This is a genomic window from Aquirufa sp. Wall-65K1 (genome assembly GCF_054558475.1).
Window position 1 is genome coordinate 27,919 of sequence record NZ_JBPXKD010000008.1, and the last position, 23,448, is coordinate 51,366.

The following is a 23,448-nucleotide window of genomic DNA, read 5'->3' on the forward strand; positions in this document are numbered from 1 at the left end:
CATTCCAAGATATTATCCAAAATAGGCTTCTAATTAAGTTGTAGGTAGAATATTTAGCTTATCAAACAATTAATTAGCGAAATAGATAATTATATTTACCTGTTTTGCTAATTAATTAGTAGAATCGATGATATTAATTAGTTTTAATGCTAAATAATGTTTTGAGTCTACAATGCTTGATTTTTGATTGGTGAAATCTTTATCAATTTTCATTTGGGCAGCTTTGTTAAAACCACAGCTATTTTTTTTTCTTTAATGTGCTTCTTTGGAACAAAAAAATACCCCAGAATTTTTTCTGAGGTATTGGTGTTTTAAACTTGGCTTAGTACCCTAAATGTTTCGGATCTTTCTTTATTTTTTAATTTTTAACGTAGACTCTTTTTACCCGTTCACTGATGTTAGTCATTAACTCATAAGGAATCGTTTTTGCTTGATGTGCCAAATCAGTTAATTGTATTTTTCCGCCAAAGGCTATGGCTTCATCTCCTTCCTTTACCAAGGGTAAATGGCTAATATCTACCATGCACATATCCATGCAAATAGAGCCAACCGTTGGACATAAGTATCCATTGATTTCGAACAAACCTTTGCCCATTCCTAGGCTTCTAGCATAGCCATCTGCATAGCCTAAAGCCAACGTTGCAATGCGGCCATTCGACTTTAATTTTCCTTTTCTTCCGTAACCAATGGTTTCATTTTTCTTAATCTCTTTGATCTGTGATATGTAGGTTTTTAAGGTTAATACATTTTCCAAAGATTTCTTTTCAATTTTATTTTCCGAAATTCCGTACAAACTGATGCCTAAACGAACCATTTCATAGCGAGCCTGAGGGTAATTTTTAATGGCTGCAGAATTAGCAATATGTCTTAAAGGGGTATAGCCCAGTGTTTGAATGATTTTTAGGGTCATTTTATCAAACAATTCGACTTGTTTTTCAGTGAATTTTTGATGTTTTTGTGACTCTGATGCCACTAAATGACTAAGTATACTAGCTACCCATACTTGAGGCATACTGGCTATTTTTTTCGTTAATTCTTTGCATTGATCTGGACTAAAGCCCAGTCGTTTCATGCCCGTATCTAATTTAAGATGAATTTTTATGCTTTTGTTATGGGCATGGCTATATTCATCGATAGCTTCTAACATGGTCATGGAATATACTTCCGGTTCAAGCGCGTAATTACTTAGACTATCTAGTTCACCGATTTGTGGATTCATGACCATAATAGGGCAGTATATTCCATTTTTTCGTAGTTGTACTCCTTCGTCCGTATATGCAACGGCTAAGTAATCAATGCCTTGTTGCTGCAATACTTGTGCTATTTCAATGGCACCCGCACCATAGGCAAAAGCCTTAACCATGACCATCAATTTAGTATCTGGTCCTATGGTTTCCTTAAAATAGGTCAGGTTGTTTTGTAGAGCATCTAAATTGACTTCTAGTTTCGTGCAATGCGTTTTAGTTTCGAGTAATTGGGTTATTTGCTCAAAGTTGAATTTTCTTGCTCCTTTTAATAGAATGACAGCATCACTAATTTGATGCAGAATTCCGCTAGTAATTAGGTCTTCTGTATTATAAAAAACCTCAATTTCTTGAAATGATTCTTGATACTTAATCAATTGATCGCCTACACCTATTAATTGATCAATTTTTTGAGATTGAAGTAAGGTAGCAATTTTGGGATATAGTTCCTGTGCCGGAATTCCAGCTTCGATGAAGTCACTGATGATCAGTACCCGCTTTTTATGTTCATATTTTTTGAGCAGCGGGAGGGCTAATTGTAAGCCATCCAGATCGTTATTATATGAATCGTCGATAATTTGATTATTCCTTAGTCCTTCTTTGATTTCTAAGCGCATGGAAATAGGGCGAATCCATTTGGTTCTAGCTTGGATTTCTTCTGCGCTTAGACCAGCCACATGTGCCATGATGAGGCAGTGGCACAGGTTTTCTAAATATGCTTCATCGGTCAACTCTGTTTTTACGTCTAAGAAAGCCTCACTTTGTGCCGGTTTTTTTATTCGAATATGTGTTTCCTTGGCCCCAATTTTCCAATAGACAAACAAGCAATTAGCTATATCTTCTGTACTCCAAGCAATGAGCTCTGCCTGAGGATTTATGGATTGCATTTCTGCCTTTATCGCATCATTTTCTTTGTTTTTGCATCGGTATACTAATTTTTCAACCCCTGAAAAAAGCTTAATCTTTTCCTGAAGTTTTTGATGTTCTGATTCAAAATTTTGCCCATGGGCTTCCCCAAAATGCGTGAATATCCCCCAAGTAGGTTGAATGATTTTTTCTATACGTTCCATTTCTCCCACTCGGGAAATACCTGCTTCAAAAATGGCTATCTGGTGTTGAGCTTTCAAACCCCAGACCGACAATGGAACGCCAATTTGGGAATTAAAACTTTTGGGACTCTTCACCACAGAAAATTTACTTTGTAACAAAGTAGCTAACCATTCTTTGCAAGTTGTTTTACCATTGGAACCCGTAATGCCAATAACCGGAATAGAAAAGCTCTTCCGATGAATACTGGCAATTTCCTGAAGGCAATTGATACTACTTTCGACTATCCAAAAATCAGCCTGTGTCCATTTTTTGGCTTTTTCAGCCAATAATCCAGACCAGGCATCACGTTCAACAATGAATTCTCGGATACCTAAATGGTATAAAGGTTCAATGTATTGATGTCCATCATGATGCACTCCTCTGACGGCAAAAAATGCCGTTTGTTGGGGTAAATATATCTGGCGGCTATCAAGACTTAAGATGCTTGATTTTAATTGGGTAGGTGAAGAAAAATGAATCATGTATGCAAGTCAAATTGACAATTAGCTAAAATACAAAAAGGCGAGGAATACATCCCTCGCCTTTCCAGCTATTTTCAAATTTTATATGAGGCTTAAGCTTCTAAGGCTGCTACACCAGGTAAAACTTTACCTTCCATGTACTCTAATAAGGCTCCTCCACCTGTAGAAACGTAACTAACGCGGTCGCCATATCCTGCGTTATTAATAGCCGAAGCGGAATCTCCACCGCCAATCAAAGAAAATGCACCATTTTCTTCAGTGGCTTTTACTACTGCATCAGCAATGGCATTGGTTCCTTTGGCAAAATTAGGGAATTCAAATACTCCCATAGGTCCATTCCATAAGATTGTTTTTGATTCAGCAATAACTTGTTGGAATAGTTCAATGGACTTTGGTCCAATATCTAAGCCTTCCCAACCATCAGGAATTTCTCCACGATTAACAGTCTGTCTGTTGGCGGAATTACTAAAATCATCTGCCACGACATTATCTACTGGCATGTATAAATTCACACCTTTTGCTTTTGCTTTTTCTAATAAACTTTTGGCCAAATCTACTTTATCTGGTTCAGAAATCGATTTTCCAATTTTTCCTCCTTGTGCTAAAGAAAAGGTATAGGTCATACCTCCACCAATGATCAAATTGTCAACTTTATCTAGTAACTGTTCAATGATCAAGATTTTATCTGAAATTTTAGAACCACCCATGATAGCGGTAAAAGGTCTATCGGCAAATTCTAAGATTTTTTTAGCGTTATCAATTTCGGCTTGCATCACATATCCACTAACTCGGTCCTGCAAGAATTTACCCATGACAGCCGTAGAAGCATGAGCACGGTGGGCCGTACCAAAGGCATCATTTACCCAAACATTACCTAAAGAGGCTAGTTTCTTAGCAAATTCCTCATCACCTTTTTCTTCCTCCTTGTAAAAACGAAGGTTTTCTAATAAAAGAATTTCTCCTGCCTGAAGTTCACTGGCTAATTGAGCAGCCTCTTCACCGATACAATCCGGAGCAAATTTTACTTTGATACCAAAAACAATAGACAAAGGTGTCACCAAGTGTTTCAATGAATACTTTTCTGTTGGACCATCTTTCGGTCTACCTAAGTGTGACATCAAAATTACCGACCCTCCATCTTTCAGAATTTTCTGAATGGTAGGGATCGTGGCTTTTATACGCGTATCGTCGGTGATTTCGTACCTTTCGTTTAAAGGGACATTAAAATCAACACGAACTAAGGCTTTTTTACCAGAAAAATTGAAATTGGCGACTGTTTGCATACTATTTTTGTTTCAAATTGTAAGTGGATACGTATGCCTCAGATAAGGCAGGCAAATATACCCAAGTTTTGTTAATTGTTGAAAAAATCTAATTTTCTGTTGAAAATCTCGAAATTAATAGTCGAATAGTACAATTTTTACCCTTTGGAAGTTTCTCAGCACATGGATAATAGTCCCACACCCAATTTGTCTCCTACTTATTATTGGGAATATTTTCAATATGTACTACGCTATGTAGCAAATCATTATGCCTTACTTTTAGACGAGCGAGAGCAAGCTTTCATTCAGACTTTTGAGAGTTCTTCCTTTTCGGCTCAATGTTTGTATTTACGATTGGCTTCTAGGAGAACCCTTTGGTTTCAGGAAGATTTGATCCATTATCCTGAAATTCCTGATTTAGAAGAGGCAAAGACAGCATTGTTTCATATGAATTTATTGGAACGAATAGGTCAGAGCGAAGATCAGTCGGTATACACTTGTCTAAGCAATTTAAATAAAACCATTTGTTTTCAACTGTTACAGGTGCCCGGAGAAAAAAGTCCTCTGCCTAAATCAGTCTCTAAGCCACATTTGGTTCAATTTATCCTTGACAATTTAAGTGAAGAGGATGTATTATCACGCCTTGAAGACTTGCAAATTAGCCTAATTAGGCCATTACAGACTACCTATTTTCATTTCATTCAGTTTTTGTTTTTTGGTAGCCGAAATCATGATTTAACTGACTTTGTGGTTCGTGATTTAGGGCATCGACAATTCATCGAGATTGATGAGGCCGATTTAGTGCCTTATTTTTCAAATCGAGAGGAAGCTATTCAGAAGTGGCGCATCAGTATTTGGCGTGAATGGTTTTTTGAGAAGTCAAAGGAGGATCATGCTATCGAAGAAGTGATGGCCAGTTGGCAGTTGAATATGTGGCCCTTGGTGCCAGAACTATTGGAATTGTGCATAGGCAGTTTTGAGCGTACTCTGTTTCATGTGGCTCGATGGCTGGAGCGACAAGGGGAATTAGAATTAGCCCTATCCTTATATGAGGAGAGTTTAGCTGGCGCATCCTTGGAAAGGCGTGTGCGTTTATTGGTCAAACTAAAACGTTTGGATGAGGCTAAAATGTGGGCTAGAACAGGCTTGGAATTGATTACTAATCCAAGGGAAAGACATTTTTTTGAAGATTTTCTTTGGAAGCAAGAATCAAAAAAACAGGTAAAGCAAGTGACAGCTAGTTTGAAGGAAGCAGAGAAATTAATGATTTCAATAGATTGGAAAGATCGGGTAGAGGAGGGAGTTGCCGATTATTTTAGGAATCAAGGTTATTATGCCGCTTTTACCGAGAATCGTGTTTGGAAAAATTTGATAGGACTTTGGTTTTGGGATTTGATTTTTCATCAAAATAAAACAGGTTTTCATCATCCATTTCAATATGCCCCCAGTCATTATGCTCGGGAAAATTTTGCTTTGGATTTACAGGAGGAATTTCAAAGTTTATTGCCACTTTTGGATGATACCGAACAATGGCTAAGCTTTTTACAGCAAAATGCAGCGCGAAATCAAGGAAAAATGAATCCTTTAGTGGATTGGCAAAATTTAGATTTTGAATTAATTCAGCGCTTGGTTGGGGTGATTCCTCGCCCTGCTTTACTGGAAGTTGTGAATTATTTATGGCGGAATTTAGCGACGCACGCCAAAGGCTTTCCTGATTTATTTATCCAAAAAGGAGAGGAATACGCATTGGTGGAGGTGAAATCTCCCAATGATCACCTATCGGCTATTCAATATTTTTGGCATGATTTCTTCCGTCAGCATGCTATTTCCATCCGAGTCATACGGGTGGAATGGGTTTAAAATGGCCAGATTTTGGAATTTAGCACTATTTTTTCTTGGTCTAGAGCATATTTGTAAAATTATTGATGAAATGCTTGACATCGTTTTGAAAATATTCTACATTTCACATGAATCTAGAACGTTCTTTATGTTGTAGGCTTTGTCGGATTCCCAAAGCATTATTTCACCTTTAAATTTCAAGCTTATGAAAGTGCAAGTTCATGCCATCCACTTTACAGCGGATCGTAAATTAGTCGAGAGTATCCAAGCTAAGTTGAACAAATTAGAAACCTTTTATGATCGAATAACCAGCGGAGAGGTATTTCTTAAATTAGAACAAGGGGAGGGGAAAGTCAAAGAAAAGTTACTTGAAATTAAAATTGCTGTACCTGGAGCCATCTTGTTTGTGAAAGAGAAAGCTAGGTCTTTTGAAGAAGCCTTGGATTTAGCGTTAAATGCCATTGCGGAGCAGATTAAACGATTTAAGGCAAAAATAACCCAAGTGAAAGCAGCCAAAACGGCTATTGATATATCAGAATAGTCTGAATATGAAATGTAAAAAGGGGACTTATGGTCCCCTTTTTTTATGCATAACATGAGTTAAATTAAATCTGGAAGGCCGTTTTTACCGCATCCACATAATCTAATTTTTCCCAAGTAAATAATTCAACTTCTTTATTGATGGTTACTCCGTTAGGACCCACGAAGGATTTATTAACAACTTCGTTTTTACGTCCCATGTGGCCATAAGCAGCTGTTTCTGAATACATCGGGTTTCTTAATTTCAATCGTTGTTCGATGAAATAAGGACGCATATCAAAAATCTCCTCTACTTTTTTAGCGATTTCACCATCTGTCATGTTTACTTTGGCAGTACCATAGGTATCGATGAATAAACCGCAAGGCTTAGCAACACCAATCGCATAAGAGACTTGAACTAATACCTGATCACATAAACCAGCTGCCACTAAGTTCTTGGCGATGTGACGCGTAGCATAGGCTGCTGAACGGTCTACTTTAGATGGATCTTTTCCTGAAAATGCGCCACCACCGTGAGCTCCTTTTCCTCCGTAGGTATCTACGATAATCTTGCGGCCTGTAAGACCTGTATCTCCGTGTGGACCACCGATTACAAATTTACCTGTTGGGTTAATGTGGTAGGTGATTGCATCGTTAAACAAGGCCTGCAATTCAGGCTTTAAGCTAGCTTTCACACGAGGTATCACTATTTCAACGATATCTTTTTTGATTTTAGCTAACATTTCTGGTTCAGCGGCAAAATCATCATGCTGTGTTGAAACAACGATAGTGTCTATGCGCTGTGGTACATGATCATCTGAATATTCAATGGTAACTTGTGATTTAGCGTCTGGACGTAAATAGCCAATTAAACCTGGCTCATTATTTCGTATGAAAGATAATTCTTGAAGAATTTTATGAGCTAAATCCAATGCCAAAGGCATGTAATTATCTGTTTCCTTGGTAGCAAAACCAAACATCATTCCTTGGTCTCCAGCACCTTGCTCTTCAGGCTTAGCACGTTCTACACCTTGGTTAATGTCAGCCGATTGTTCATGGATAGCAGATAAAATACCACATGAGTTAGCTTCAAACATGTATTCTGATTTGGTATATCCAATTTTACGAATCACCTCACGCGCAATAGCTTGTACGTCTAAGTAAGTATTAGTTTTGACTTCACCAGCTAAAATGACCTGCCCTGTTGTTACAAGTGTTTCACAAGCTACTTTGGAAGTAGGATCAAAAGCCATGAAATGATCTATGAGTGCATCTGAGATTTGATCGGCCACCTTGTCCGGATGTCCTTCAGATACCGATTCCGACGTGAATAAGTATGCCATTGGCGAAACAGTTTATATGTTTGATGTTAAAATTCTGACAAAAATACAATTTATCTTACGAAGCCACAAATGCAATTTGGGCTTTTGAATACTTATTTTGAGTGACTTATTAAATGGTATACAGCTCGGATAAAAGGTAGCGTTGGAACAGTTGCCATCAGGCTAATATCCTCCCAAAAACTAGTTTTTTCATCCAAAAAACGGAGCATTTTACTTCCTTTGTTTTTTTGAAATAAGGCCTCAAAAACCTCGCTTCCCGCTACGGATTGTTCTAAGAGTACTTGTATGAAGATTTTATCTAGCCAGGTTTTGAATGGATTGTTAGGTAAAACTAGGCGGCTAGAATTAGCTTTTTCCAATTCTTTAACCAAAGCTTGGTTAATTCGTTGGGTGCGTAAAAAGCTATATCCTGTGGATGCCTTCACAAAGCCCCCCGAGGTGCCAATTCGGATGATGGGTTCGGCTACTTTTTGACTTGCTCTTGTGTCCAAACACATTGGAATAATCCCTTTTTCCTCTTCTTTAATTTGAAAGTCTTCCTCACTTAAATTATAATAGGCTTGTATATAGGATTTGATTTTATCTTGGTAAAAGCCAGCTTCTCTTACCTGAGATGAGAAAAAAGTGTATTCAAATAGGGCATTTTTTTTACTGGTAGGAAGCACGTACATAAATTCACATTCAGTGCCTTGGGCTACTCGGAAATCAAATAAATTAATTGCCTCTGGTTTAAAAATAGGGAAATGGCATTCTATCTCCCATCCTAAAAAATGCTGTTTTAGGTGATTGGGATTATTGATTTCACAAGGATAAGGGGAAATGGAATCAAATACTTTATCTGTGGCGATAAATTCGCCTTGGGTACAACATACGCGTGCACCCTTTTTTTCTGGAATGATTTCTGTTACCTCTGCTTCTAAAAATTCAATGTTTGGGAATTGACTTAATCGTTTTTTGATAAATCGATACCAATCTATACTTCGAATTTTATGGTACTCAAAGGGGGCAATATCCAATGCGATACTATTTCCTTTTGGACCATGAAACCATAAGTTTTTCCAACTTTTTTGGGCTATTCCATCAAACTCTTCTGACTGATCGGACCAATAACACCAGGTTTTATCGTTGACTAATTTTAAGGAAGGGTCAATGATTAGCATTGGCTCCTGGGCTCTGGAGCTTTGGCTTAGGTAATAAACTAAGGATAAGGCAGACATACCACCTCCAGCGAAAATGTATCGATACGACTTACTGGAAAGTGGAGCAACACTCATGAGGCATTAAATATGGCGTTCCGCATGATAACTAGAACGAACCAATGCTCCAGATTCTACATAGGCTAATCCTCTTTTCAGTCCTTCTTCTTTATACATGGCAAAGGTATCCGGATGTATCCATTCAATCACCTCATGGTGCATTTTAGTAGGTTGTAAATATTGCCCTAGGGTTAAAACATCCAAACCATGCGCCACTAAATCATCCATGGCCTTAAAAACTTCTTCTTTGCTTTCCCCTAATCCCAACATGATGCCAGATTTTGTTCGTTTACCAAAATCTTTGGTGCGACGGATTTGTTCCAAGCTTCGTTCATATTTAGCCTGAGGACGTACATAACGATAAAGGCTAGCAACGGTTTCCATGTTGTGGGAAACTACTTCTTGACCCGCTTCAATCATACGAATTAAGGCATCCCAGTTTCCTTTGGTATCAGGAATTAAGGTCTCAATGGTTGTCTGAGGTGTGCTCTCTTTGACAGCTCGTACCGTTTGATACCAGATTTCGGCACCCTTATCTTTCAGTTCATCTCGATTGACCGAGGTAATAACAGCATGTTTTACTTTCATCAATCGAATGGCCTCAGCTACACGCCTTGGCTCATCCTCGTCATATTCTGGGGGTCTACCAGTTGCTACGGCACAAAAAGTACAAGACCGAGTACATACATTTCCCAAAATCATGAAAGTAGCGGTACCCTCACCCCAACATTCCCCCATATTAGGGCAATTTCCCGATTGACAAATCGTATGTAATTTATATTCATCCACAATCTTCCTGACGTTGGTGTACTTTTCACCAATAGGAAGTTTTACACGAAGCCAATCTGGTTTTCTTGTGTTAGCTGCTGGATTTATTTGCGGTAATTCAATCATCTTATGTCAATATGTTCTTCCAAAGAAGAAAGTTAAGTAACCAGTTGTGTAAACTGATCTTTGGTTAGTTTGGTTAAGAATTTCCACTGGATTTTGAAATACATCCACAATAAAGCCTACTTCCAAACTTAAATAATTATGTTTTATGGTATTTAGTTCAATATCAAAACCTGATTTTAAATGCCAACCTGGGACCATTTTAGCATCGCTGCTTCCTGCAAAATAGCCTCCTTCGCCAATGATTACGGACCTTCCTGTAGTATTGCTTAGCGTCTGAGTATAGGGAATGGATTTAATGATGGTCCTTCCGGTATTGGGATCTAGAAAGGATACATCCACATAATATGGGATTTGCATACCAAGACTAGGTCCGGTAGCCAAAATGCCCTTCAGGGCTGCCCCCCCTTCACTGGATTTTTTAAATAACATCCATTGCATGCCAAATTCAGGTCTTACAATCAAAAGGTTATTTAATTTTCCTTCAATGTAGTTTCGCCCATTGTAGGAAAAAGGGGAGGTGAACTCACGGTAATCTTTCAAATTCACAATATCTAAACCGATTATGGGTTGTCGATTCGGATTTCTATTCCAAGATTTTCGCAAATTCAGTCCACCAAAAATGCCGGAATTGGTAGTAGTTGTTAATCCAATAGCCCAGGTTCCTCTTTCAGTCAGAGAACTTTGGCTCCAATTTTTGTTGGCTGTTGTATTGGAATTTATGGCTTTACTCGGGGTTGAATTGGGACTAGTCGTTGAACTAGCACTGCCGCTTCGTTGTGCCCACAATAGATTGGGCATCAATAAAAGCGCTAATACATACTTAGGTAAAGCCTGCTTCATGTTAACGGCTAATATATGGTTTCAAATCCTCATTGGATATGTCCCAATGAGAGGCATGATAAGTACACTTACCTCCATCAATCACCAAAAGTTGTGGAGATTGATGTTCCACTTGAAAAGTTTCAGCAATTTGATTAGAAATAGGGCGAAAAGCAATTAAATCTAACAAATATGCCGGTGTATTTTCTTGATCCCAGGCTCTTTCTAATCGATTTAAGGAAGTAGCCGAGATGGAACAACGGGTGCTGTGTTTGAAAATGACAATGGCTTGTTTTTGAGAATCTTCTAAGATTTGATCAATTTGTTGAGCTTCGTTTAAGGTATTCCAGTTCATAAGAATGATGCAGGTTTTCTGCTTATTTCGTAATTTTAAAGATTCACCTTCAAATTTAAGAAAAACTTGAGAGTTTGGCTTTATTCTTTTGCCTTGTTTTTGTATCGTCAAACCATCAGGGTTTTGGCAAAGTTCCATTCCAAGGCTAAACTTTGGAACCAAGGTCAAAATGAAGTCTGGCAAGGATTAGAAAAGGCGTTCACACATCAGCATAAGCCTGTAGCTTGGTTTCATACGGCTTCATTGGGTGAGTTTGAACAAGGCAGGCCCATCATTGAAGCCTACAAAAAGCAATTTCCATCCCATTTTATACTAGTAACCTTTTTTTCGCCTTCTGGTTATGAGATTCGTAAGAATTTTGGAGGTGTCGATTATGTTTCCTATTTACCCTTCGATGGAGCCCAATCCAGTGCTCGATTTTTGGACTTGGTAAAGCCACAAATTGCCATTTTTGTCAAATATGAGTTTTGGCACTTTTATTTAACAGGCTTAGCTAGTCGACAAGTAACTTTATTATTGGTTTCAGCCATATTTAGACCTAAACAAATCTTTTTTACCTGGTATGGAGGTTTTTACAGAAATCTACTAAAGCAGTTTAACCATTTATTTGTTCAAGATTTAGCATCCAAAAAATTATTAGAGGATATAGGTATTCAGCAGGTACAAGTAGCTGGTGATACACGATTTGACCGAGTTTACGCGCAATCCAAACAAGTAAATGCTTGGCCTTTACTAGTTGAGTTTTTGAATGGGCAAAGATTTGCCGTTTTGGGTTCTGTTTGGCAAGCTGACATGGAAAGGATCATCCCCTTGATTAATAAACGAACCTTACCCATTAAATGGATTATTGTTCCACATGAAATACATGAGGCGGAATTAGAAAAATGGAAAAATGCCATTCAATTACCTTCCGTTTATTCCTATGGAAGTACTGAAGAGGATTGGTCTACTTACGATGTTTTATTCGTCAATGAAGTGGGACGCTTATCTTCCATTTACCAAGGTGCAGATTTTGCCTTCATTGGAGGGGCTTATGGTGCCGGATTACATAATACGCTGGAAGCAGCGGTTTTTGGTCCTGTCATGGCTTTTGGTGATTTGAACTACCTGAAATTCAGAGAGGCCTGCGCATTAATTGAAGAAGGAATTGCTCAAACGATATCTAGTACAGAAGATTTAGAAAAATATTGGTTGGACTTATGGTATAATTCTAGCCAAAGAGCTAAAATAAAAACACAATCTGAGGCATTTATTGCTAAGAATAGGGGGGCGACAGATGCCATTATGCACGTTTTAATAAACCATCAACATGACTGAGCCAAAGAAAAAAGGTTTGATAGTTCGTTCCACTGGCTCATGGTATGAGATCCGCTCAGAGGAAGGGAAGGTCTATGCTGGGCGTTTGAAAGGAAAGTTTAAACTGAAAGGTCCGCAAACCTCCAATCCCATAGCAGTAGGTGATTGGGTGATGTATGAAATGGAGGATGAGGTTCATCAAACAGTTTTGATTGTAGAGATTTTACCCCGACAAAACTATTTAATCCGTAAATCTGTCCATAAAACAGGTCAAGGCCAATTGCTGGCAGCTAACATAGATCAAGCGATTTTCATCATGACCTATAAAATGCCTAAGACTTCCTTGGGTTTTATGGATCGTTTTTTAGTAACAGCAGAGGCATTTCGTATTCCTGTCCAAATCGTTTTTAATAAAATGGATTTGCTCAATGAGGAAGAGCAGGATCAGGTTTTTGAATGGGCTGGATTGTACCAATCTTTAGGTTACGGCATTTTGTTTACCTCCATACCTAATAATCAAGGGATTGACGAGTTTAAGGAAATGTTTCAAGGAAAAGTGTCACTCATGTCAGGCCATTCGGGTGTGGGTAAATCTAGCCTAATGAACATGGTTGCTCCTGATTTACATATTAAAACCAAGGAAGTATCTGATTTTGCCCAAAAAGGAGTTCATACTACAACCTATGCCACCATGTGGGAATTGGGTAAAGACACCTATTTGATTGATAGTCCGGGAATCAAAGAATTAGGGATTTTAGAAATTGAAAAAGAAGAATTAGCGCATTATTTTCCGGAAATGCGCGAACTTTTAGGCAAATGTAAGTTCAATAATTGCATGCATTTGTCGGAACCGGGCTGCGTTGTGCGAGAAGCTTTGGAGGAAGGGGAAATAGCCGAGTCTCGGTATTTTAGTTATTTGAGTATGCTTGAAAATAATGATAATAGACGCTAAACCTAAAAAACGATGAACAAAGAATTATTATGGGGGATTGATCTAGGGGGGACGAAAATTGAGTGCGCTGTATTGGATAAACTGAATCCAAGTCAAGTGGTAGTTAGGGAAAGAATTGATACTGAATCGGCCAAAGGCTATGATCACATCATTGCTCAAATAAAGGTCTTAGTGGACCGGGTGTCAGGAATAATAGGCGAGAAACCTAAGGCCATTGGATTTGCTACTCCGGGAGTGTTGAATCCTTTGACCAATACCATGAAAAACTGCAATACAGTATGTTTAAATGGTCAAGCCCTAGCCACCGATTTGGCTACTACCTTAGGATGTGAAGTGAAATTGGCAAACGATGCGAATTGTTTTGCTCTAGCTGAAACCTTGTTGGGCGCGGTTCAGGATGTAAATCCTCATGCTGAAGTGGCTTTTGGTGTTATTATGGGTACGGGTGTCGGTGGAGGCTTAGTCGTTCATGGTAAAATCATCAATGGATTGCATGGAATTGGTGGTGAATGGGGACATAATATTTTGGAGGATGACGGCGATGCTTGTTATTGTGGTAAATCTGGATGTGTAGAAACGGTTATTTCGGGTCCTGCTTTAGAGAAATACTATGAAAAGCACTCCGGAAAAAAAATGAAATTGAAAGATATTTTACTAGCAGCAAAAGATCAATCAGATGCGGCGGCTGAAGCAACAGTTGAACGCATGGTGGATTATTTTGGAAGGGCTATTTCTACCTTAATCAATGTGCTAGATCCCGATGTGATTGTGATTGGTGGAGGTGTTGGAAATGTAGATTTATTGTATTCTGAAGGCTATGAGCGGATTAAAAAGTATATTTTCAATTCGAGAGAGGTGCATACACCGGTGGTTAAACCTAAATTGGGCGACAGTGCGGGGGTGTTTGGAGCGGCCATGTTATACAGTTAGGCTTAGATTAGTTCATAAAAAAAGCTCATTAGAATCACTAATGAGCTTTTTTTGTGGGCAGTAAATCTAGTTCTAGACTTTTAAAAACCATTTTTTGCGATAAAATACATAGCAGATTAGCCAGCATACCAATACGAAACTAATTGCATAAGCTAAGGAACCATTGTATTTGCCCAATACTGGTTCAAACAGATGCCAATACATCCAATTACTGGCTGAGGTAGTCCCATCTCCTTCGGCAATTTGCCATTTGTTTAATTGTATGGCCAAGAGTTCGGATATACCATAAGCTAGGATGGAATTGGTACCAAAAACTAAGAAAAAAGTATTGGCAAATTTTCTTTCTTTGATTTCAATCCACCAATAGATTAATGCAATTAAGATAAAGTCGATACCTGCACAAAGCAACACAAATGAGCTAGACCATAATTTTTTATTGATAGGAAAAGCTAAGTGCCAAATTAATGCCAAGACGATAAGGACAATTCCTGCACTCACCAAAGGAAAGGTAACCTCCTTGCCATCTTGCTTCCTTTTTTCTAAAAAAAGACTCACTTGATATCCAAATAGACAGGTAGAAAAGGCTGGCAATGTGCTTAAAAGTCCTTCTGGGTCAAATGGAATACCGTCACCATGGTATAAATGAGTAGGACCAAACAAGAATAAATCGAGTTTCCGAACGGCGTTTGTACCTAAATCAAAGGCGGCACCATGGTCGCCAAATACGAGCATTAATACCCAATAAAGTAATAATATGGCAATGTTAACTCCAGTAAGCCAATTCTCTTTTACGAGGAGTACAATAAACGAAACGGCACAGTAGGACAAGGCGATTCTAGGTAGCACATTTAGGAAGCGCATATTCTCCAATGAAAAATCAAGGAAGGGAAAATAGAAAATCAAATAATTGATCAGAAACAGAAGAAGGGTTCTTTTGATAATCTTGTTTCTTAATGCAGGGCTTAACTGAAATTGGAATGATTTAAAAGCAAATCGCATGGCCACACCCACCATAAATAAGAATGAAGGAAAGACAAGATCTGTTGGGGTAAAACCATGCCAACTAGCATGCTTTAATGGGGCATAGGTGTATTCTCCATTTCCAGAGGTATTCACCAAAATCATCATGGCTAGGGTTATACCTCGAAATATGTCTAAGGAAAGAAAGCGTGTTTTCATGTAGGTTTAGTTTGAAAAATAAAAAGGGATCACATGTTGCGTGATTTTATCCGTAAATCTAAAATAATATTTGCCAGAAACGAGGGGAGGAGGAAAAAAATCTTGTGCTCCATTTGTCCACCAAAATTCATGAATAATGGCTCCCCAGGCGCTTATTAACTCTACTTTAAGCTCTGAGTTAAGTTCCTTTTCCATATGGATGGCTTCTCCCAAATGCACGACATTGGGGTAAAGTGAAATCTTGGGTTTTTCTGGTGCCAAGGTACTTAAAATAGGGTTCAATAATTTGTCGATGCGAGTAAAATTAGGCACGCCATATCCTAAGGAATTATCGGGATTAGAGCTTTGATGGCCAGATTGTCTGACAGCATTCATTATTTGCCAAGGGGTTTTCTTTGGGTTGGCTTGAATGGTTCCTGCAACTAAACCGGCTAATAAAGGTGCGGCAAAAGAGGTCCCATTGGAGGTAGTAAAGGTGCCTAAATAAGTGCCAATGACGGTCGATTGGCCCATAGCAGCCACATCTGGCTTTATGCGGCCGTCTGAACTTGGTCCCCAAGAACTAAAGTTTGCTCTTAGCAAGGATTTGTCCACTGCGCCAACTGCTAAAATGGAGTCTGCATCGGCAGGAGAAGCAATGTATTTCCAACTCGCAGCTCCTTCATTACCTGCCGAAATGGTACAAATAATGCCTCTTTGCGCTGCCCAAGTTGCGGCTTTACTACTTAATGCGGTTTTACCATTCATGTCTGCATAGGAATGATTACTGAGTTTAAGGTCAAAAACAGTATATCCTAATGAAGAATTGATAATGTCCGTCCCCAAACTATCTGCCCACTCAGCTCCTCTTAGCCAATTTACCTCTTCCACAATTTTTTCGGTGCTTCCTTCTTCTGTTTGAGCTAGGGCAAATTGGGCTTGGTAGGCTGTACCAATGAGTTTACCTGGGCTAAAAGCGGCTATGGTACTCAAAACATGGGTACCATGTGAACCCCGACTGTAAACGTCACTCAATCCTGGGGTGGTGGCCAAGGTTGCGAGGATTCTTTTTTCTGAAAAGGCATTGGCCAGATGAGGGGTATTATTGGCATTTAAAAAACCTTCATCCAATACCGTGATTAATATTCCTTCTCCCCGAAAGCCTTTGAGATGCATGTTATTGACCCCTAGTTGACTGATTTGTACACTCGAATTTCCGTAGTTGAGACTATCAGCCAGGATGATATTGGCCTGAGGTACATCTTGGAGTTTTACTTTTTTATTTAAAACTTGAAAACTAGCACTAGAATCAATTGGATAGGTATAATACAGGCCTTTGACCCCAGTTTGATTTAGGGTTTTAGCTAAATCTTTAGGCTTCTGTTGAATAAGAGCCCCATTGATCCATTTCAATGGAAATACTATTTTTGCTCCCGAATTTTGAACCTGTAAGAGGTATTCTGGGTTTACTGGTAAATCTTGTTCTGTAAGGGCAACTTGATGTTTTTTTCTTCGTTCAATAGCACGTGGACTCAGAAACTTCTCGGGTTGTGAAAGTGAGAAGGGAGACTTGGCTTTATCTTTAAATAAAATGAGGTAACGATAGCTGTCATTTTGAGCCGAGATTGGACTTCCCATGAACAGTAGACTGCTGAAAATGAGGAAAATAATGGGTTTAATGCATGTCATTAAGCTAATATATTTAATTAATGTGTAAATTTGATTGTTTCTAATAGAATTTGATGAAAAGCGCGATTCAACGTTTTTTCTTGGTGTTTTTGTCGGCATGGCTTTTATTAGGTCATGTGGGCTTTGCTTACCAAATATCAAATTGCTTAGTGACTGGCAAGAAGGAGCTTACTTGGGCTGCTCCGGCAGCATCACCATCCTCCTCAACATCGAAAGAAACGCGTATTTCTCGGGCAGCTTGCTATCAATATGCCCAAGTTCAAGTAAAATTTACGTTTGATCAGCAGGTCAAAAAAAATCTAAAATATGTTCTAGAGGCGCAGCCTTTAGCCTTATTGGATTATCCTACATCTACATCAGTTGCTTATACTTTTTCAGAAAGAGATCAACCGATCATCGAATGTACTTATTGCAGGCCATTGCCTGAGCAATTAGCTTTCATGCAGCGTTACAATATATGATTTGAATCAAATTCGCTTTGAATTTTTTTCTCATATCTTATTGTAATCTTATGTCAATTTACCGAATTATATGCTTGGGATTGCTTTTTACCTTCACGGTAGAAATGCCCCAGAGCTTTGGACAAATCGTACAAGGCCGCGTAATGAGCTTGGATGCTCAAGGAACCATGGAAGACCTATTAGGAGCTTCTGTCTATTTTAGGCCCACAAAAAAAGGAACATTAACGGATGCCAAAGGTGCATTTTCTTTGGATGTACAAGGTAAAACGGGATGGATGCTTTTCAGTTCCAGTGGTTTTATCAGTGATTCTATTTTTGTGGATAAAAATGAATTTTTACACGTTCATTTAAAGCCGGCCAACAAAGAGCTGAACGAAGTACGCGTCACGGCTACTCCAGGAAATCAGGATAATGTGGCTACGCTGCATACGGAAATACTGACCATGAAGACTTTGGCTAAAGCAGCTTGTTGTAATTTGTCGGAAAGCTTTGAGACCAATGCATCGGTATCAGTGAGTTTTGCTGATGCTGTGACGGGAGCTAAGCAGATACAATTACTGGGCCTGTCGGGTACTTATGTACAGACCAATGTGGAAAATGTACCATCCATAAGGGGCTTGAAAACCACATATGGCTTAAATTATTTACCAGGAACATGGATTAAATCCATTGATTTAGCCAAAGGACAGAGTTCCGTAGTCAACGGATATGAGTCCATGACGGGTGGAATCAACGTAGAATTGGCCAAACCAGATACTTCTGAAAAATATTTTTTGAATGTTTATGCCAATTCCCAAGGTCGATTCGAGATTAACCAGCAAGGAGCTCATCGATTTAATTCAAAATTATCTGCGGGGCTTTTTACCCATTACTCAAAGCAAACAGCACGCTTAGATGGGAATAAAGATGGATTTATAGACTTACCCTTATTTGATTTGTGGAATGTATTAAATCGCTGGAAATATGCTACGGACCGTTGGATGCTTCAATGGGGCGCCTCGTATTTAATGGAGAATCGTTTGGCAGGTCAAAATACCTTTGATGAAAATAGATCTAACCGTTATTTAATTTATGGATTTGGTAGTAAGACCTCTCGTTTTGAAACCTTTGCTAAAATAGCTCGCTTGTTTCCTGATAAACCTTACCAAGGCTTAGGATTGATATTAAATACGGCGCAGCACCAAAATGACTCATATTTTGCTTTCAAAAATTATGTGGGAAGGGAGCAAAGTATGTATGCTAATTTGATCTATCAATCAATTTTTGATAATACCAACCATAGCTGGAAGGCGGGGGCCAGTTTTTTATATGATTCCTATCAAGAGCGCTATATAGATTCTACTTTTGCTCGGACTGAATTAGTTCCCGGGGCATTTTTTGAATACACCTGGACGATTCCCAATCATGTAACCATGGTAGTGGGCAATCGAATCGATTGGCATAATCAATTGGGAACGCAATGGGTTCCTAGGTGGCATTTAAAATGGGACGCAGCAGAAGACTGGATTGTCCGTTTATCAGCGGGAAAAGGGTGGCGCCGAGTGAATCCTTTGGCAGAAAATATGGGTTTCTTGGCTAATGGACGCAGATTGGTGCTTATGGGAGATTTGAACCCTATGGAGAAAGCTTGGAATTTTGGGGCCACCTTGACTAAGAATTTTCAAATTGGAACAAGAAAGGGGAGTTTGGTTTTAGATGCTTTTAGAACGGATTTTGAAAAGCAGTGGATGGTGGATATGGAGAATGGAGGGGAGATTAGAATGTATAGTAATCCAGGAGTATCCTTTGCCAATAGTTGGCAGGCAGAAATAAATTATAGCCCTGTGAAGCGTTTTGAACTGAAGGCGGCATACCGCTACCAAGATGTTCAAGCGGATTATTGGACCGCCAAAGGAACCTTAAGTCGTTTACCCAAAGCCTATTTGAATAAGGAGCGATTATTAGTGAATTTGGCCTATGCTACCCCCTATGAAAAGTGGAAGTATGATCTTACTTGGCAATGGAATGGAAGTCGAAGAATACCCAATGGAAGCTTATCTCATGTGCATGATGGAGCTAGCCCCTTGATAACAGCACCGGCATTTTCTACGGTTTATGCCCAGGTAACTCGACAATTCAAAAAGTGGGAAATGTACCTTGGTGCAGAAAATCTTTTTAATTTTACTCAAGCAAATCCAATTATGTCTGCTAAAGACCCGTTTAGTCGGGGCTTTGATGCAACCATGGTTTGGGGACCTATCGTAGGTCGGATGATTTATACAGGAATGCGTTATAAAATTCAATAAATAGAAAAACAATGAAAAATGTAATCATGATGGCAGGTCTTATGTTGGGAACATATGGCTTGATGGCACAAGAAAAGCAAGAGCATAAGCACGACACCAGCAAAGCGGGTGCGGATAAAAAAGAAGTATATCAATGTCCGATGAAATGTGAGGGAAATAAGACCTATGCTAAAAAAGGTAAATGCCCGGCATGTACCATGGAATTAAAAGCAGTTAAAAAATCAGCCTAATGAAAAAACTAATTTTAGCAGCATTATTGGCTTTGCCATTTGTTAGCTTGGCAGGACCGAAACAAACGATTAAGATTAAGACTTCGGCTATTTGCGAGATGTGCAAAGAGCGTATTGAGAAGAATTTGGCCTTGAGTAAGGGTATTTCTAAGTCGGATTTAGACCTGAAAGACAAAACCATTTTAGTAGAATACAATCCTAAAAAGACTGATGTGGCAGCTATAAAGCGGGCCATTGCAGAAGTAGGATATGATGCTGATGAGGTGGTGGCAGATGGCAAGAGTTACGAAAAATTGCCATCTTGTTGCAAGAAAGGTGCGGCGGCTTCAGCTCATTAATTAGAACAAAAAAAGAAAAAATCAACGCTATTTTCTAACGCTGGCAAGGTTCCAAACCTTGACAGCGTTGAGCGTTGTAACGTTTTTCAATACAATTTTGTTGTCCAATAACTTGATAAAGAAAGTTAACGGGCCTTCATGCTCAAGGCAATACGTTTGCGAGCTTCATCTACTTCCGTGACGGTCACTTGTACTTTTTGCTGGACTTTCACCACCTCATTGGGATCTTTGACGAATTTATCGGCCAGCTGACTTACATGCACTAAACCATCTTGGTGCACCCCAATATCCACAAAAGCACCAAAATTGGTGATGTTGGTCACAATACCTGCTAGCTTCATGCCTATTCGCAAGTCTTTGATGGAATTAACCCCTTCGGTAAATTCAAATGCCTCAAATTGCTCTCTTGGGTCACGTCCTGGTTTAGCTAATTCCTGAACGATGTCCGTTAATGTTGGAATACCTACTTCGGCACTGACATAGCGACTGATCTGTATTTGTTTTCGAAGGGCTTCATTTTGTAGGAGGTCGGCTACCTTGCATTGTAAATCTTTAGCCATTTGTTCTACAATAGGATATCGTTCTGGATGAACCGCACTGGCATCCAAAGGATTACTCGCTTTGCGAATACGTAAAAATGCAGCGGCCTGCTCAAAGGCTTTTTCCCCTAAACGCGGTACTTTCTTTAAGTCAGACCTACGCAGGAAAGGGCCATTTTTTTGTCGATAATCAATGATATTTTGGGCCAATTGAGGTCCTAAACCTGAAATATAAGATAGAATTTGCTTAGAGGCGGTGTTCAATTCCACTCCCACTGAGTTTACGCAAGAAATAACGGTGTCATCCAAAGAAGCCTGTAATTTCTTTTGGTCTACATCATGTTGGTATTGACCTACGCCAATCGACTTGGGGTCAATCTTCACTAATTCAGCCAATGGATCCATGAGTCGGCGACCGATGGAAACCGCACCACGAACGGTGATGTCTTTATCTGGGAACTCTTCGCGCGCTACTTCTGAGGCCGAGTAGATGGATGCTCCGCTTTCATTCACCATAATAATGCTAATGCCTTCTAAATGGAGATTTTTCACAAAGCTTTCACTTTCCCTGCCTGCTGTGCCATTACCTATTGCAATGGCCTGAATTTGGTATTTCTTTACCCAAGAACGTAGAATTTGCTCGGCTTCCTGTGCTTGCCCCGGCCCAGTATGTGGGTAAATGGTCGTATTTTCCATCAAGTTGCCCTGTTCATCCAAGTAAACCAATTTACATCCGGTTCTAAAGCCCGGATCAAGTGAAAGAATACGTTTTTGTCCAAGAGGAGCTGCCAATAGTAGTTGGCGTACATTCTCGGCAAATACTCGAATCGCTTCTTCATCTGCTCGTTTTTTCGCCTCTGCCCGCATTTCGGTCTCCATGGCTGGTTGTAAAAGCCTTTTGTAACCATCTTGTATCGCCAATTCCACTTGGTCAGCGCAGGCATTTCGGCCTGTTAGGAATCGACGTTCCAATCGCTCTAATACGTCATCGTCGGGGCCTTCTAAGGACAGCGTTAAAACACCTTCATTTTCGCCTCTAAATAGGGCTAAAACCCGGTGGGAGGGTGCTTGGGCTAATGACTCAGCCCAATCAAAATAATCTTTGTATTTCATGCCAGCTTCTTGCTTGCCTTTGCTGACTTTCGATTTCACTTGGGTTTTTCGTGCAAAAAGCTGACGCGCATCTTCTCTCGCTTCTGCTTTTTCCATCATTTCTTCTGCCATAATATCCCTCGCACCGGCTAAAGCGATATCCACGGAGAGTACTCCTTTTTCTTCATCCAAAAACTTTTCAGCTAAATCTTCTGGCGAAAGGTTCCTTTGTTGAAATAGGACATTGGCTAATTCTTGTAAGCCCTTTTCTCGAGCGGCCATGGCACGGGTCTTACGCTTTGGTTTATAAGGAAGGTATAGGTCTTCCAATTTAGCTAAGGTTTCTGCTGCACGAACAGCCCTTTCCAGCTCGGGACTTAGTTTGTCCAGTTCTTTCAAAGATTTTAAAATCGCTTCTCGGCGTTTTTCTAGTTCTATGGACAGCTCCATGGCGTCACGGATATCGCGTATTTGAACCTCGTCCAAACTTCCTGTCATCTCTTTTCGATAACGAGCAATGAAGGGGATCGTGGCGCCTTCTTCCAAGAGGGCAATGGTTTTGCGAACGGCATTTTCGCTCAGCTGTAAGCTAGCGGCAATTTTTTGAAAAGGAATGGACATAAAAGAAAAGGGAAACGGGTCTTACTTTATTCGTTGGTTTCAGGGAATTCATTGTAGAAATAGCCAGCGAATTTCCAGATTTCTTGGATTTCTGTACCAAGAATCGGGTAAGGGTCGTATAGTTTGTTGGTCGACTTTAAAATCAATACATTTTTTTCTTGCAGGTGGTTGATGACTTTTTTCAAAACCACCCCATCTTCGCGCGTCACCACAATGCAGATGGTACCATCTTTGATATCTTTCCAGTCTTCTACGTATTCAGCAAATACCAAAGAGCCAGATTGTAGGGGTAGCATGGAATCTCCTTTGATTGGGAATACACGGTATTTACGGTCTTTACTCAAAAAAGGCACCTGAAAGGTTGGTAGTTCTTTGATGAATTCTAGGTCGTCATAGGAAGTTGTATACCCTGCCAAAGCTTTTACAGGTACCATTTCGATGTTCTCCTCATTATCGTCGTTTACCGTGGTGGCTAAAATACGTAGCTTCGGTTTATTGGATATGCCTGGGATGCGTTTCGACAAATCCTCCTTGAGTAATTCATCTACTTCAACTTCGAAAAAATTAGCTAAAAGGATTAAATCAGCATATTTGGGTTCTGCTCTTCCGGACTCATAAGAGCCCAAAGTCGGTTTTTTTATTTGTAAAATTTCAGCCAGTTTTTCTTGAGAAGTTTTCTCTGTCATTTTGCTGCGTAAGAATCGTAAATTCTGGCTAAAAAAAGTGCTCATGTATATTGCTTATTAATGTAAAAT

General features: G+C 39.4%; 20 protein-coding genes. 9 read left to right on the plus strand and 11 right to left on the minus strand.

The features are described from left to right. Positions 1-358 precede the first annotated feature (358 nt). Together ACST15_RS11465 and ACST15_RS11470 are read right to left on the minus strand one after the other, a co-directional pair. Entirely contained in the window at positions 359-2,815 is a 2,457-nt protein-coding gene (locus ACST15_RS11465) for a bifunctional UDP-N-acetylmuramoyl-tripeptide:D-alanyl-D-alanine ligase/alanine racemase (protein WP_459454795.1), read from the minus strand. 92 nt (positions 2,816-2,907) lie between these two features. Next, positions 2,908-4,098 (minus strand): phosphoglycerate kinase, encoded by a 1,191-nt coding sequence (locus tag ACST15_RS11470; protein WP_459454796.1) that lies wholly within the window; start codon positions 4,096-4,098, stop codon positions 2,908-2,910. A gap of 162 nt (positions 4,099-4,260) precedes the next feature. Here ACST15_RS11470 and ACST15_RS11475 point away from each other — a divergent pair, with 162 nt between their 5' ends. After that, positions 4,261-5,937: a VRR-NUC domain-containing protein gene (locus ACST15_RS11475; RefSeq protein ID WP_459454797.1), complete on the plus strand. Its 1,677-nt coding sequence runs from the start codon at positions 4,261-4,263 to the stop codon at positions 5,935-5,937. Positions 5,938-6,121: 184 nt separating this feature from the next. Next, positions 6,122-6,457 (plus strand): HPF/RaiA family ribosome-associated protein, encoded by a 336-nt coding sequence (locus tag ACST15_RS11480; RefSeq protein ID WP_459454798.1) that lies wholly within the window; start codon positions 6,122-6,124, stop codon positions 6,455-6,457. Positions 6,458-6,521: 64 nt separating this feature from the next. On the opposite strand, the gene metK is transcribed toward ACST15_RS11480, so the two are convergent. The 5 genes from metK to ytxJ all read right to left on the minus strand — a co-directional run bounded on the left by metK (position 6,522) and on the right by ytxJ (position 11,102). Beyond that, positions 6,522-7,778: a methionine adenosyltransferase gene (metK, locus tag ACST15_RS11485; RefSeq protein ID WP_459454799.1), complete on the minus strand. Its 1,257-nt coding sequence runs from the start codon at positions 7,776-7,778 to the stop codon at positions 6,522-6,524. Positions 7,779-7,870: 92 nt separating this feature from the next. Then, positions 7,871-9,052, minus strand: coding sequence for a lycopene cyclase family protein (locus tag ACST15_RS11490; RefSeq protein ID WP_459454800.1), 1,182 nt, complete (start codon positions 9,050-9,052; stop codon positions 7,871-7,873). A gap of 6 nt (positions 9,053-9,058) precedes the next feature. Further along, a complete protein-coding gene (gene lipA / locus ACST15_RS11495; RefSeq protein ID WP_459454801.1) occupies positions 9,059-9,928 on the minus strand; it encodes a lipoyl synthase in 870 nt (289 codons plus the stop codon). A 6-nt stretch (positions 9,929-9,934) separates the two neighbouring features. Beyond that, on the minus strand, positions 9,935-10,768 hold the full coding sequence (locus ACST15_RS11500) for a hypothetical protein (protein WP_459454802.1): 834 nt from the start codon (positions 10,766-10,768) through the stop codon (positions 9,935-9,937). A gap of 1 nt (position 10,769) precedes the next feature. Beyond that, complete coding sequence (gene ytxJ / locus ACST15_RS11505; protein ID WP_459454803.1) at positions 10,770-11,102, minus strand: bacillithiol system redox-active protein YtxJ; 333 nt, start codon at positions 11,100-11,102, stop codon at positions 10,770-10,772. 123 nt (positions 11,103-11,225) lie between these two features. Between ytxJ and ACST15_RS11510 the strand changes: the two genes are divergently transcribed. From ACST15_RS11510 to ACST15_RS11520, 3 genes are read left to right on the plus strand one after another with little or no spacing between them, the layout of a single operon-like run. Further along, positions 11,226-12,419 (plus strand): 3-deoxy-D-manno-octulosonic acid transferase, encoded by a 1,194-nt coding sequence (locus ACST15_RS11510; RefSeq protein ID WP_459454804.1) that lies wholly within the window; start codon positions 11,226-11,228, stop codon positions 12,417-12,419. After that, positions 12,412-13,350 (plus strand): ribosome small subunit-dependent GTPase A, encoded by a 939-nt coding sequence (rsgA, locus tag ACST15_RS11515; RefSeq protein ID WP_459454805.1) that lies wholly within the window; start codon positions 12,412-12,414, stop codon positions 13,348-13,350. The genes ACST15_RS11510 and rsgA overlap by 8 nt, the downstream gene beginning before the upstream one ends. A gap of 12 nt (positions 13,351-13,362) precedes the next feature. Then, positions 13,363-14,280: an ROK family protein gene (locus tag ACST15_RS11520; RefSeq protein WP_459454806.1), complete on the plus strand. Its 918-nt coding sequence runs from the start codon at positions 13,363-13,365 to the stop codon at positions 14,278-14,280. A 72-nt stretch (positions 14,281-14,352) separates the two neighbouring features. Here the strand turns inward: ACST15_RS11520 and ACST15_RS11525 are convergent, their stop codons facing one another. Beyond that, on the minus strand, positions 14,353-15,459 hold the full coding sequence (locus ACST15_RS11525; RefSeq protein WP_459454807.1) for an acyltransferase family protein: 1,107 nt from the start codon (positions 15,457-15,459) through the stop codon (positions 14,353-14,355). Between the two features lie 6 nt (positions 15,460-15,465). Then, on the minus strand, positions 15,466-17,076 hold the full coding sequence (locus ACST15_RS11530) for a S8 family serine peptidase (protein WP_459454808.1): 1,611 nt from the start codon (positions 17,074-17,076) through the stop codon (positions 15,466-15,468). A 104-nt stretch (positions 17,077-17,180) separates the two neighbouring features. Between ACST15_RS11530 and ACST15_RS11535 the strand changes: the two genes are divergently transcribed. From ACST15_RS11535 to ACST15_RS11550, 4 genes are read left to right on the plus strand one after another with little or no spacing between them, the layout of a single operon-like run. Then, complete coding sequence (locus ACST15_RS11535) at positions 17,181-17,588, plus strand: hypothetical protein (RefSeq protein WP_459454809.1); 408 nt, start codon at positions 17,181-17,183, stop codon at positions 17,586-17,588. A 50-nt stretch (positions 17,589-17,638) separates the two neighbouring features. After that, entirely contained in the window at positions 17,639-19,873 is a 2,235-nt protein-coding gene (locus ACST15_RS11540; protein WP_459454810.1) for a TonB-dependent receptor, read from the plus strand. An 11-nt stretch (positions 19,874-19,884) separates the two neighbouring features. After that, positions 19,885-20,103: a heavy metal-binding domain-containing protein gene (locus tag ACST15_RS11545; protein ID WP_459454811.1), complete on the plus strand. Its 219-nt coding sequence runs from the start codon at positions 19,885-19,887 to the stop codon at positions 20,101-20,103. Next, the gene (locus tag ACST15_RS11550; RefSeq protein ID WP_459454812.1) at positions 20,103-20,441 is read left to right on the plus strand and encodes a heavy-metal-associated domain-containing protein; all 339 of its coding nucleotides are present in this window, start codon (positions 20,103-20,105) and stop codon (positions 20,439-20,441) included. The genes ACST15_RS11545 and ACST15_RS11550 overlap by 1 nt, the downstream gene beginning before the upstream one ends. A gap of 125 nt (positions 20,442-20,566) precedes the next feature. Here the strand turns inward: ACST15_RS11550 and ACST15_RS11555 are convergent, their stop codons facing one another. After that, positions 20,567-22,693, minus strand: a complete 2,127-nt coding sequence (locus tag ACST15_RS11555; RefSeq protein WP_459454813.1) for a Tex family protein — start codon at positions 22,691-22,693, stop codon at positions 20,567-20,569. A gap of 26 nt (positions 22,694-22,719) precedes the next feature. Further along, complete coding sequence (locus ACST15_RS11560; RefSeq protein WP_459454814.1) at positions 22,720-23,424, minus strand: XRE family transcriptional regulator; 705 nt, start codon at positions 23,422-23,424, stop codon at positions 22,720-22,722. Positions 23,425-23,448: the final 24 nt, after the last annotated feature.